Below are 12,431 nucleotides of genomic sequence, written 5' to 3' on the forward strand. Positions count from 1 at the left end.
ATTATCCAATGAGCTGGATTCCCTACGGCCTGACGCGCCGCGCCTTGTTCGCGCTGGACCCCGAACACGCCCACGAGCTGACGCTGCACACCCTGCAGCGGTTGCAACACACACCGCTGCTGGGGTTGCTGGCGCAGCCGCGTGTGCACGACCCCATTCGGCTGGCAGGGCTCACGCTGCCCAACCGCGTGGGGCTGGCCGCTGGGTTGGACAAAAACGCGCAATGCATCGACGCCTGGGCGGCCATGGGGTTTGGCTTTGTCGAGGTGGGCACCGTCACGCCCAGGCCCCAGCCCGGCAACCCCAAGCCGCGCCTGTTTCGTCTGCCCCAAGCCCAAGCGCTCATCAATCGCTTTGGCTTCAACAACGAGGGGCTGGAGGCCTTCGTCGCCCACGTGCGCGCCAGCCGCGTGCGCCAGCAGGGGCAGCCGGCGTTGGTGCTGGGCCTCAACATCGGCAAAAACGCCGACACCCCCATCGAGCGCGCGGTGGAGGACTACCTGCTTGGGCTGCGCGGCGTGTACCCGTACGCCGACTACGTCACCGTCAACATTTCCAGCCCCAACACGCGCAACCTGCGCCAACTGCAAAGCGACGAAGCCCTGGAGCGGTTGCTCGCCGCGCTCACCGACGAGCGTGCGCGGCTGGCTGACCAGCATGGCGTGCACCGCCCCCTCTTCCTGAAGATCGCCCCCGACCTGGACGAGGCGCAGATCGGCGCCATCGCCGACGCGCTGCAGCGCCACGGTATCGATGGGGTCATCGCCACCAACACCACGCTGGCGCGCGAGGCGGTGCAAGGCTTGCCCCACGCGGACGAAGCCGGCGGGCTGTCCGGCGCGCCGCTGGCCGCACCAAGCAACCGCGTCATCGCGGCGCTGCGGGCGCGCCTGGGGCCGGGTTTCCCCATCATCGGTGTCGGGGGCATCCTCAGTGGCGACGACGCCGTGGCCAAGCTGCGCGCCGGCGCCGACGCGGTGCAGCTCTACACCGGGCTGATTTACCGCGGGCCGGCGTTGGTCACGGAGGCGGCGCGGGCGCTGCGCGACCACGCGCCTGGCACCCGCGCGGGGTGATGATCGGTCAGCCCCAGGGCTGACGCGGGCGCCCACGCACCGGCAGCGCGGATGCCGCGTCACGCCGACGCCTGCAGCGTTGACACCAGCACGTCGCATGGCACCTGCGCCAGCGCGTGCTTGGTGACGCTGCCCAACAGCAGTTCCTCAGCCGCGCTGACACCGTGCTTGCCAATGACGACCAGGTCGCAATCGCGCTGCACGGCCTCGTAGACCAGGGCGGGCGCCGCGTCGCCCTCGTGCAGCACGGTTTGGTAGCGCGTCGGGGGCCAGCCCCGTTGCTGCGCCAGGTGGTGCAAACCGTTGCGAGCGCGCTCCCGGGCGCGTTGGCGGTACAGCTCAATCATCTCGTCGTCAACCCCAGCAAAGCGCAGCTTTTCCTCGTAGGGCACGGTGTAGGCATGCAACAGCCAGATGTTGGCCTGCGGCGCCACCGCAGCCGCCAGGTCAAGGGTGGGAGCCGACCAAGGGGAAAAATCCACCGCCACGAGCACACGCTGGTAACTCCGCTGCGGCGGCTGCCGCACGACCAGCACAGGTTGGCCCGCCTTGCGCAGCAGGCGCTCGACGGTGGTGCCCAGCACCGGCAACTGCGCGCCGCCCCGCCCGCTGGCCCCCAGCACCACGCAGTACGGTTGGCATTGCCGCGCGACCCCGTCGATGTCGCGCACGGGGTGCCCCTCGACCAAGGCCGCATGCACGGCGAGCGCGGGCGACTGCGCCCGCATCGCATGCACGAGTTCTTCCAGCGTCGCTCGGGCATCGGCCACGATGCGCTCACGGGGCTGGGCCCCGCCGAGCCATGTCGTCAGCTCGGTTATCCAGTCGTGTTGCAGCACGTGCAGCACCGTCAGGTGCGTGCCCAGGCCTTGCGCCAGGCGTGCGGCGCGGTGCACGGCGGCCTGCGCGCCAGGGGAAAAATCGGTTGCCGCCACCACGCCCCCCTGCGGCAACGTGGTCGGCCACGTGGTGGTCGTGACGCCCTCGCTCATGGATCGGCTCCTGGACCAACGTTGGCCGGGCGCATGACACTGGCCAGGTGTTGCGCGGCGTGCAACGCTGCGTCGCGGTAAGGTTGATAGATGTGCTGCACATCAAGCCGCTGCAGCTCCTCCAGCGCTGCCTCGTCGCGGGCGGCCACCGCGATCGGGCCTCGGTAGCCCGCGATGCGCAGCGCGTACACGAGCGTGCGGGCCGATGCCACCAGGGGCAGCGTCACCACCACCCACCGGGTGGACGACAACGGCAGTGACTCCAAGAAGTCGGGGTTTTCGGCGTCGCCGTAGTGCACCGGCAAGTGTTGGCGCTTGAGTTCGCGCACCAGCTCCGGGTCATGGTCGAGCCCGACCGCGGTGACACCACGCTGGTGCAGCTCGCGCAGCAGCCGGCTGCCGTAGCGCCCCAGGCCGAACACCAGCACATCCGCCTCACCGCTGCGCGGTGGGTGGCGGTCCACGGCCAACTCGCGGTACGGTCGCCTCCGCTCAAAGATGTCAAGCCACGGGGCCAGGCGCTCGTACAACGGGTGGGAGTACAGAATCATGTACGTCGACAGGGTGATCGTGATCAGCCCGACCAGCGTGGTCAGCCCCAACGCCTGCGTATCGATGTGGCCCAGCGAGATGCCCATGGCCACGAAGACGATCGAAAACTCGCTGATCTGCGCCACCGTCAGGCCCGCCAAAAAGCCCGTGCGCTTGCGGTAGCCCATGTAGCCCATGATCGCCATGACGATCAGCGGGTTGCCCACAAGCACAAACAGCGACAACACCAGCGCGGGCACGAGCTCCTGCCCCAACGTGGACAGATCCAACTCCGCCCCGAGGTGTATGAAAAAAAACAGCAACAAAAAATCGCGAACACCGCCCAGCCGGGCGTTGATCGCTTCCCGGTAGTGGGTCGAGGCCAGCGTGAACCCCGCGACGAACGCGCCGGCCTCCATCGAAAAACCGGCCCAGGCCCCCAGCGCCGCCAGGCCCAGACCCCAGGCCAGGGCAAAAATCAGCAGCAACTCCTGGGAGCGCGCCATCATCGCGGTCACCCGCGGCAACACCCAGCGCATCAAGCCTGCAATCAGCGCCACCGCCAACACCACCCGCCCGACCAACGACCCCACGACGCCCCAGCCAACGGCACCATCGGCACCCTCGGGAGCCCTCAGGGCGCTCATCGCCATCATGGCCAGCACCACCGCCAGGTCCTGCACGATCAAAAAACCCACCGCGATGCGCCCGTGCAGCGAGTCGAGCTCCCGCTTGTCGGTCAGCAGCTTGACGATGATGATCGTGCTCGAAAAGGTCAGCGCCACCGCCACGTACAGCGCCGTCATCACGTCTTTGCCCAGCGCCAGGATCAATCCAAACCCCAGGGCGATCGTGAAGGCCAGCTGCCCCAGGCCGGTGGCCAGCGCCACAGGGCCGATGTGCCGTACGTGGTGCCAGTCGAGTTTGAGCCCGACGATGAACAGCAGCACCGTCACGCCGATTTGGGCCAGCAGCGCCACCTGGTCGTGCGCCTTGACCCACCCCAGGCCCGCAGGGCCCAACGCGATGCCGACCACGATGTAAGCGATCAGCACGGGCTGACGCAAACGCACGAACATCGCCCCTGCAGCCGCAGCCACCAGCAGCAGCATGGCGAATTCGGCGAAGGGATCGATCGTCATATCCCTGTGCCGATTCAGCGTCGCGTGGATGGTTCCCCTGGCCGCGCCCGCGTCACCAGAGGCCGTCGTCAGGCCAGGAGCGTCGCCACCACCTCGCCCACCGCCAGCGCGCTGGTCAGGCCCGGGGATTCGAAGCCCAGCAGATGCACCAGGCCCGCCCAGCCGTGCTGCTCCGGGCCCACCGGCGCGAAGTCCGGCGCGGGTTCGTCGGGGCCGTGGATTTTGGGCCGGACGCCGGCGTAAGCCGGCTGCAGCGCGTCGGCTGGCAACCCGGGCCAGTAGCGGCGGATGGCGGCTTCGAACGCCGCCTGGCGTGTACCGTCAACGTCGTAGGTCAAGGTCTGCGGCGACGCATCGGGCAGCCACTGCAGGTCGGGGCCAAACCGGGCTTGTCCACCAAGGTCCAGCGTCAGGTGCACACCCAGCCATGCGTCGCGCGGCACCGGGTACACCAGACAATCCACCGGCGCCGCCCCCCGCAGCGCGAAGTAGTGCCCCTTGGCGTAGCGTGGGCGTGGCCACGCCTGCGGGGGCGGCCCCTGCACCGCGCGGGCCACGTGGCACGCCCACAAACCGGCCGCGTTGACCAGCACGTCGGCCTGCAGCGCAAAGGCTTCGCCTGCCAGCGTGTGGCCATGCACACGCCAGCCACCCTCGCCGCGCGCGCCGATCGGCTCAGCCCCCTCGAACACCGACCCCAACGCCACCACACCGCCGGCGCGCTGCACATCGGCGTGCAGCGCCTGCATCAGCGCGTGGCTGTCCACGATGCCGGTGGTAGGCGACCACAACGCCGCCGCTGCACGCAGCGCGGGGGCGCGCCGCTGCACCTGCGCCGCGTCCAGCGGCTGTACCGGCACGCCGTTGGCCGCCGCGCGCCGGGCCAGCCCCTCCAGCGTCGCTTCATCGGCCGCGTCGGCGGCCACCACCAGCTTGCCACAGCACCGATGCCCCACCCCCGAGCGCTGCGCGTAGTCGTACAGCAGCGCCTTGCCGCGCACGCACAGGCGGGCCTTCCATGACCCGGGCGTGTAGTACAGCCCGGCGTGGATGACCTCGCTGCTGCGCGAACTGACGCCGGTACCGATCGCCGTGGCGCGCTCCAGCACCACCACCTCGCGCCCGGCCTGTGCCAGCGCGCGCGCCACCGCCAGGCCGATGACGCCCGCGCCGACGACCAGGGCACCCACGCGATCCATCGCCGCAAGCCCGCGCCTTCAGCGGCGGCGCGCGCCCCCCACCAGCAGGGTCAGGCACACGGCGGCCATGGCCACGAAGTTGAGGAACGACCAGTTGGCGATCGTCAGCCCCAGCCAGGTCCAGTCGATCGCGGTGCAGTCACCACTGCCGCGAAAGATCATCGGAATGGCCCGCTTGAGGGGGAAGGCCTCGATCATGCCGTAGAAATCCCGTCCGCAGGCTTGGATCTCGGGAGGGAACCACTGCAGCCACGACTGCCGCGCCGCGACGAAGGCCCCCAACCCCGCCACCACCAGCGCGGCGGCGATAAGCCCCAGGCGCGCCCCACGACGGGGCAGCGCGGCGGCCAGCGCGGTCAGCAGCGCCACCCCGACGAGCGCGTAGCGCTGCACGATGCACATCGGGCACGGCTCCAGCCCGACGACGTGCTGCAGGTACAGCCCAAAGCCCAGCAGCCCCAGGCACCACAGCGCCACCCCCGCCGCCACAACGCGTGGCCGGGCGGCCAGCGTTGCCCACCCACCCCGTTCGGCCACGTTCATGGTCGCCGGCCCCTTGCGCGCCGCCTCAGTTGGCGTCGGCAAACGCACGCTCGATGACGAACTGCCCCGGCGTGCTGGTGTTGCCTTCGACAAAGCCGTAGCGCTCGCACATGGCCTTGAGGTCGCGCAGCATGGCCGGGCTGCCACAGATCATCACGCGGTCGGTCTCCGGGTTGAGCTGGGGCAAGCCCAGCTCGCGCGCCATCTGGCCGCTTTCCACCAGTTGCGGAATGCGCCCCTGGCGCTCGAACGGCTCGCGCGTCACCGTGGGGTAGTAGCGCAGCTGCTGGCGCACCATGTCACCCAAAAACTCGTGCTGCGGCAGCTCCTGGGTGATGTAGTCGCGGTAGGCCAGCTCGGCCACCAGGCGCACGCCGTGCACCAGCACCACGTGCTCGAAGCGCTCGTAGGTGGCGGGGTCGCGGATGATGCTCATGAACGGCGCCAGGCCGGTGCCGGTGCCGAACAAATACAGGTGTTTGCCCGGCAACAGGTAGTCGATCACCAGCGTGCCGGTCGGCTTGTGCCCGACGATGATGTGGTCGCCGGGCTGAATGTGCTGCAGGCGACTGGTCAACGGCCCATCGGGCACCTTGATGCTGAGAAACTCTAGGTGCTCTTCATAGTTGGCCGACACGATGCTGTAAGCGCGCAGCAGCGGCTTGCCATTTTCCAGCCGCAGACCGATCATGGTGAACTGGCCGTTGAGAAAGCGCAGCCCCGCATTGCGCGTGGTGGTGAAGCTAAACAGCCGATCGGTCCAGTGATGGACGGTCAAAACACGTTCGTCGTCGAATGCACTCATGATGGAAGGGAGTCGAAAAAGATACGGGCGAGGGTAACGGCGATCCGGGCCTGCGGGGTTGACCTGTCTCAACCCTGACCACGCTGGGGCAGCACGACTGCGCTACAGTCTCGGGGTCGCTGGTCGCCGATGGCGAACACCAGACCATACGCCGATCGTAACAAAGCCGTTATACCGTTGCCCCGACGCCGTTATGACGGCATGGCATGAAGCACACATTCGCACAGGAGCATCACCCATGGCACGCACCGTTCGCTGTATCAAACTCGGCATCGAAGCCGAAGGACTGGACTTTCCCCCCTACCCTGGCGAGTTGGGCAAGCGCATCTACGACAATGTCAGCAAACAGGCGTGGCAAGACTGGCTGCGGCACCAAACCATGCTGGTCAACGAAAACCGCTTGAACCTCGCCGACGCCCGCGCGCGCCAGTACCTGGCGCGGCAGATGGAAAAACATTTTTTCGGCGAGGGCGCCGACGTCGCGGCCGGTTACGTGCCACCCACGCAGGGGTGACATGGGTGACGCCGTGGTCGAGTGGCTGCCGGACGGCACGCCACGCAGCCCGCGCTTTGGCGACATCTACCGCAGCCGCGGCGCCGACGGCCACGGCGGTTGGGCGCAGGCGCAACACGTGTTTTTGGGCGGCTGCGGCCTGTGGCCGCCGGGGCCTGATGCGGTGTGGCGCGGCCAACCCCGCTGGCATGTGCTGGAAAACGGCTTCGGCCTGGGACTGAACTTTCTGGCTACCTGGCGTGCCTGGCGCGACGACCCCGACGCGCCTGAGACGCTGTTCTACACCGCCACCGAGGCCCATCCGGTCAGTGCCGACGACCTGCGCCGCAGCGCCGCACCGTTTGCGCCCTTGCAGGCACTGGCGCAGTCACTGGCCAAGCGCTGGGTGGGGCTGCTGCCCGGCGTGCACCGTTGGGCGTGGCAAGCGACCGACGCCACCGGCCGTGTGCGCCACCTGCGGCTGACGCTGTGCGTGGGCGACGCACAGCGCTGGCTGCCCACGCTCGACGTGCCCGTGGACAGCGTGTTCCTCGATGGCTTCGACCCCGCCGCCAACCCCGACATGTGGTCGCCGCCCCTCATGCGCGCGGTCGCGCGCCTGTGCCGCCCCGGCACCCGGCTGGCCACCTGGACGGTGGCGCGCTCGGTGCGCGAGGCGCTGACGCAAGCGGGGTTCCAGGTTGAAAAAGCCCCGGGCTTGCCGCCCAAGCGGCATTCCCTGCGCGCGCGCTGGGCCCCCGCGTGGACCCCGCGCACGTCGCTGCGCCACGCCCCCAACACCCCGGACAATCTTGGCCCGAACGGCCGGCACGCGCTGGTCATCGGGGCCGGACTGGCCGGGTCCGCCGCGGCCTGGAGTCTGGCGCAACGGGGTTGGCGGGTGACGGTGTTGGACCAGGCCGACACGCCCGCCGCAGGGGCATCTGGCCTGCCCGTGGGCTTGGTCGCCCCGCACGTCTCGCCCGACGATGCCCCGCTGTCGCGGCTGACGCGCGCCGGGCTGGCCTGCACGCTGGAGCGCGCACAGCTGCTGCTCACACCCGGCATCGATGGGGCGGCCAGTGGCGTGCTGGAACACCGCGTGGAAGGCAAACACGCCCTGCCCGCGCCGGACGACTGGACCGAGCAGCGCGCCGCGTGGAGCCAGGCCGCCACCCCCGAATCGATCGTCGCGGTTGGACTGCCCCCTGAAACGCCCGCGCTGTGGCACCCGCGTGCGGCCTGGCTGCGGCCCGCGCGGCTGGTGGCGGCGCAGTTGGCACACCCGCGCATCCGCTTCGTCGGCGGGGCCGCCGTGGCGCACTTGCGGCGGCAAGCGGGCGGGCACGGTTGGAGTGCCCATGACGCCACAGGGGCGCTGCTCGCGCAAGGCGATATCGTGGTGGTGTGCGCGGGCTTCGACTCACTGGCGCTGCTGGCGGCCGAGGGTCGCGCCCCGCTGCCGCTGCACGCACTGCGTGGGCAGGTGGCGTGGGGCCCGATGGAGGCCCTGCCGCCCGACGTGGCCGCGGCGCTACCGCGCCACCCCGTCAATGGGCATGGCTCACTTATCGCGGGCGTGCCGGGTCCAGACGGCCGCCCCGTCTGGTGCATGGGCTCGACCTTCGTTCGTGGCAGCACCGACCGCACGATCCGCGCGGACGATCATGCCGCCAATTGGGACAAGCTGCGCCGCTTGCTACCCCGTGCGGCGGCGGCGCTGTCGCCGTTGTGGTCCCAGGCGCAGGCCTGGGCAGGCGTGCGCTGTACGCTGCCGGATCGCTTCCCGGCGGTGGGGGCCGTGAACCCCGAGACCCTGCCGGGCTTGCACGTCATCACCGGGCTGGGCGCGCGCGGTCTGACGTTGTCCGCGCTGTGTGGCGAAGTGCTCGCCGCGGGCCTGCATGGCGAACCGTGGCCGCTGGAGCCCGCATTGGCGCGCGCCTTGCTGGCCCAGCGCTTCGCCACGCGGGGCGCACCCGCGTCGGCCGCCGATTCTGGCCGCTACTCTCAATCGCCGTAGCGCACCATCACGTATTGGCCCGGCGCGGGGCCCAGCCCCCGGTGCACGGGCGGGGTCCGCGCCGGCACCTCGCCGCTGGAGTGGCGGCGCAGCCAGTCGCCCCACGTCGGCCACCAACTGCCTTCGACGCGCGGGGCCACGGCCAGCCACTCGTCGGGCGTGCGCCACGGTTCGTCCAGCGGCGTCGTGCGCACATGGTGGTAACGCCCCCGGTGTCCGGGCTCGGATACGATCCCGGCGTTGTGCCCGCCATTGGTCAGGGCAAACGTCACTTCGGCCGACACCAAATGATGGATCTTGTACACCGAGCGCCACGGCGCGACGTGGTCCTTGATGGTGCCGACGGCAAACACCGGCACCCGGATGTCGCGCAGCGAAATCGGCTGCCCCTCGAACCGAAAACGTCCCTCGGCCAGATCGTTGTTCAGGTAGCAGCTGCGCAGGTACTGGCTGTGCATGACCGCGGGCAGGCGCGTCACATCGGCATTCCACGCCATCAGGTCGTTGCCGATCTCGTCCTCGCCGAGCAGCCAGCGCCGGGTTTGACTCGACCACACCAGCTCCCGCGAGTGCAAAAACTGAAACGATCCCGCCATCTGCTGCCCCGTGAGAAAGCCGCGCGCGGCCATCATGTCCTCCAGCAGCCGCACCTGCGCCTCGTCGATCAGGATGCCCAACTCGCCCGGTTCTTTGAAGTCGGTCTCGGCCGCGAGCAGCGTCAGGCTTGCCAGCGGGTGCGCGGGCGCCGCCAGCGGCTGGCAGCCCAGCGTGGCATCGCCGCCCCCCAGGGCCGCGGCGGCGATGGCCGCAAACGTGCCGCCCAGGCAGTAGCCCATCAGATGCACCGGTGCCGCCGTCGCGCAATGCACATGATCGAGCGCGGCCAGCACCCCATCGCGCACATAGTCGTCCATGCCCAGCAAGGCGTCGCTTTCGTCGGGGTTTTTCCACGACACGATGTAGACCGTGTGCCCCTGCCCCACCAGCCAGCGCACCAGCGAATTGTGCGGCGACAAGTCCAGGATGTAGTACTTCATGATGCACGAGGGGATGATGAGCACCGCCTCGCGCTGCACGGTCGGGGTCGTCGGCGCGTACTGAATCAGCTCGATGAGCGCATTGCGCAGCACCACCTGTCCCGGCGTCGTGGCCAGCCCGCGGCCCGGCACCGCATCCGGCCCAAAGCGTTGCGGCGGCGGCTGCAGCCCCAGGCGGACGCTCACATCCTGCAGCGCCTGCCCCCAACCTTTCCACAGCGACTGTCCGCCCGTCTCCCACGCCCGCTGCAGTGCCTGCGGGTTGGTCCACAACACGTTGCTGGGCGCCCACAGGTCCAGCCACTGCCGGCCATAGAAGCGCATCTGCTCCCGGCTGTGCGCGCGCATCCCGCGCAGCGCGGCGGCCTGCTCCCACCAGGCTTCGGTCGCCTTGCCTGCGGTCGCGAGCGTCCGCCATGGCCACTGGCGCCACGCGGGGTGGGTGTAGCGCGGGTCCTCCTGCAACGCGGCCTCGAAGGGCAGCGTCGGGGTGGGCTCGTTCGAGTCTCCGCCCGGCGCACCGGGGCCCGGCGGCACGACCGCCGTGCGGGCGGCAGCCAGCACGGCGTCCTGCCACCAGTTCTTCCCCTGCGCGAGCGCCTGCCGCCACAGGCGCATTTGCGAACCGGGCGCGCTCCACAGGTGCAAGGCCCAATCGGTCGCGGCCAACGCCAGTGAAACGGGCGACAACCCACTGTAGAGCTGTGCCAGCACCACCGACGCCTGCTGGTCTAGGGTATCGGCGGCGTCGCTGCGACGGCGATGGAGGGGTGGATCGCTGGGAGAGGATGGATTCATGAGGTAAGGCCTGTCAGATGGGCACGAGCGAGGAGCAAGGCATCGCCCGCGCTGGACCGCACACGCCACACGATAACCGTTTCATCCAACGTTGTCATGACGCGCGTCAACCCAGTGCCGTGTGCGCTCGGCCTACAATTCGGCGCTTGTCGATTCGCGGCCCGCGGCCGTGCCGGGTCGACGATCGCCACCTGATAAGACCCAGCGCCATGACACACGTTGTTACCGAAGCCTGCATCGCCTGCAAGTACACCGACTGCGTGGACGTCTGTCCCGTAGACTGCTTCCGCGAGGGCCCCAATTTTCTGGCCATCGATCCCGACGAGTGCATCGACTGCGCCGTCTGCATCCCCGAGTGCCCCGTGGGTGCCATCTACGCCGAAGAGGACGTGCCGCGTGACCAGCAGCACATGATCGCGCTCAACGCCGAGCTGGCCAAGCTGCCGACCTGGAAGAGCATCACCAAGCGCAAGGCGCCCTTGCCCGACGCAGACCAGTACAAGGACATGACGGGTAAGCTCGCGCTGCTCAAGCGCTGAGACACGCCGCCGTCGGGCTGCACGCCATGACGAACGCCGACGCCCCCATCCGCACCGACACCGTGGTCATCGGCGCGGGCCCAGTGGGGCTGTATCAGGCGTTCCAGCTCGGGCTGCAGGAAGTAGGGGTGCATATCGTCGAAGGACTGGCGCACGCGGGCGGCCAGTGCGCCGAGCTGTATCCCGACAAATTTCTCTACGACATCCCGGGCATCCCCTCGTGCAGCGGGCAAGAGCTCACGCAGCGCTTGCTGCGCCAGCTCCAGCCGCTGCGCGTGCCGCTGCACCTGGGGCAAATCGTGTCGGGCCTGCAGCGGCTGGGCACCGACGGCCCGGCGCGCTTTGCGTTGCAAACCGACGGCGGCCTGACCTTTTGGTGCGACGCCATCGTCATCGCCGCCGGCGTCGGGGCGTTTTTGCCGCGCAAGGTGCCGCTACCGGCACTCGAACGTTGGGAAGGGCGGCAGGTGTTTTATCGGGACGTTGATCCGTCCGTCTGGGCAGGCCAGCGTGTCGTCGTCATGGGCGGCACGGATGCCGCCGTGCGCCTGGCCCTGCGCTTGGCGGAGGGCGAAGCGGCGCACGTCACGCTGTTGCACCGCACCGAGCGCTTCGACATCGACCCCGATCTGGATGCGCAGTTGCAATCCGCCATCGGCGCGGGCTGGGTGCGGCTGTCCCTGGGCCAACCGGTGGAAGTGCTCACCGACGATGAGGGACGCTTACAAGCGCTGGCCATCGCCACCGTCGACGACCAGCGCCTGACGCTGCCGCTGGATCTGCTCATGCCGCGCTTGGGGTTGCACCCGCGCCTGGGGCCGATCGCCGACTGGGGGCTGGCCCTGGAGCGCAAACACCTGGTGGTGGACACAGAGGGCTTTCGCACGAGCGAGCCGGGTATTCATGCGGTGGGCGACGTCAACGCTTACCCCGGCAAGCGCAAACTCATCGTGTGCGGCTTCCACGAAGCGACGCTGGCCGCCTTTGCCATCGCACAAGCGCTGCGACCGGGTGAGCGCATCGCGCTCGAATACACCACCACCAGCGCGCGGCTGCAGCGCCTGCTGGGGGTAGCGCCAGACTGATCAATCCAGCAGCCGCATCGGCACGGGCGCATAGCCGTGGTTGAGAGGCCCGCTGCCCTGCCCCGTGCGCACATGCGCGCCAGCGGCAATCGCCCCCCGCACCCAGCCCTGGGCGGACTGCACCGCCTCCTCCAGCGTCTGGCCGATGGCCAGGAACGAGGCAATGGC

Annotated in this window: 12 protein-coding genes; 5 read left to right on the forward strand and 7 right to left on the reverse strand. The window is 69.4% G+C overall.

The window, feature by feature from the left end; all coding sequences use genetic code 11:
- Positions 1-8 precede the first annotated feature (8 nt).
- Positions 9-1,076 (forward strand): quinone-dependent dihydroorotate dehydrogenase, encoded by a 1,068-nt coding sequence (locus Q0716_RS02350; protein ID WP_299019254.1) that lies wholly within the window; start codon positions 9-11, stop codon positions 1,074-1,076.
- Between the two features lie 59 nt (positions 1,077-1,135).
- Here Q0716_RS02350 and Q0716_RS02355 read toward each other — a convergent pair whose 3' ends face one another.
- From Q0716_RS02355 to Q0716_RS02375, 5 genes are all read right to left on the reverse strand, one after another.
- Positions 1,136-2,068, reverse strand: a complete 933-nt coding sequence (locus Q0716_RS02355; protein WP_132962668.1) for a universal stress protein — start codon at positions 2,066-2,068, stop codon at positions 1,136-1,138.
- Complete coding sequence (locus Q0716_RS02360; RefSeq protein WP_299019236.1) at positions 2,065-3,741, reverse strand: cation:proton antiporter family protein; 1,677 nt, start codon at positions 3,739-3,741, stop codon at positions 2,065-2,067. The genes Q0716_RS02355 and Q0716_RS02360 overlap by 4 nt, the downstream gene beginning before the upstream one ends.
- A gap of 68 nt (positions 3,742-3,809) precedes the next feature.
- Positions 3,810-4,940 (reverse strand): NAD(P)/FAD-dependent oxidoreductase, encoded by a 1,131-nt coding sequence (locus Q0716_RS02365; RefSeq protein ID WP_299019238.1) that lies wholly within the window; start codon positions 4,938-4,940, stop codon positions 3,810-3,812.
- A gap of 18 nt (positions 4,941-4,958) precedes the next feature.
- Positions 4,959-5,483, reverse strand: coding sequence for a disulfide bond formation protein B (locus tag Q0716_RS02370; protein ID WP_132962671.1), 525 nt, complete (start codon positions 5,481-5,483; stop codon positions 4,959-4,961).
- Positions 5,484-5,508: 25 nt separating this feature from the next.
- Complete coding sequence (locus tag Q0716_RS02375) at positions 5,509-6,288, reverse strand: ferredoxin--NADP reductase (RefSeq protein ID WP_299019240.1); 780 nt, start codon at positions 6,286-6,288, stop codon at positions 5,509-5,511.
- Positions 6,289-6,526: 238 nt separating this feature from the next.
- On the opposite strand from Q0716_RS02375, the gene Q0716_RS02380 reads away from it, so the two are divergent.
- Together Q0716_RS02380 and mnmC are read left to right on the forward strand one after the other, a co-directional pair.
- Entirely contained in the window at positions 6,527-6,802 is a 276-nt protein-coding gene (locus tag Q0716_RS02380; protein ID WP_299019242.1) for an oxidative damage protection protein, read from the forward strand.
- Between the two features lies 1 nt (position 6,803).
- Positions 6,804-8,804 carry an FAD-dependent 5-carboxymethylaminomethyl-2-thiouridine(34) oxidoreductase MnmC gene (gene mnmC, locus Q0716_RS02385; protein WP_299019244.1) on the forward strand — a complete coding sequence of 667 codons (2,001 nt, stop codon included), beginning with the start codon at positions 6,804-6,806 and terminating at the stop codon, positions 8,802-8,804.
- Here the strand turns inward: mnmC and Q0716_RS02390 are convergent.
- Positions 8,792-10,639 carry an alpha/beta fold hydrolase gene (locus Q0716_RS02390; RefSeq protein WP_299019246.1) on the reverse strand — a complete coding sequence of 616 codons (1,848 nt, stop codon included), beginning with the start codon at positions 10,637-10,639 and terminating at the stop codon, positions 8,792-8,794. The two genes, mnmC and Q0716_RS02390, sit on opposite strands and share 13 nt — an antisense overlap.
- A 209-nt stretch (positions 10,640-10,848) precedes the next feature.
- On the opposite strand from Q0716_RS02390, the gene fdxA reads away from it, so the two are divergent.
- Together fdxA and Q0716_RS02400 are read left to right on the forward strand one after the other, a co-directional pair.
- Complete coding sequence (fdxA, locus tag Q0716_RS02395) at positions 10,849-11,178, forward strand: ferredoxin FdxA (RefSeq protein ID WP_299019248.1); 330 nt, start codon at positions 10,849-10,851, stop codon at positions 11,176-11,178.
- 26 nt (positions 11,179-11,204) lie between these two features.
- Positions 11,205-12,263: an NAD(P)/FAD-dependent oxidoreductase gene (locus Q0716_RS02400; RefSeq protein WP_299019252.1), complete on the forward strand. Its 1,059-nt coding sequence runs from the start codon at positions 11,205-11,207 to the stop codon at positions 12,261-12,263.
- Here Q0716_RS02400 and Q0716_RS02405 read toward each other — a convergent pair.
- Positions 12,264-12,431 (reverse strand): bifunctional hydroxymethylpyrimidine kinase/phosphomethylpyrimidine kinase (locus tag Q0716_RS02405; RefSeq protein WP_299019256.1); only part of this gene is annotated, 168 nt, incomplete at its 5' end.

Origin of the sequence: uncultured Tepidimonas sp., assembly GCF_938045175.1 — a bacterium.
Lineage (GTDB): Bacteria > Pseudomonadota > Gammaproteobacteria > Burkholderiales > Burkholderiaceae_C > Tepidimonas.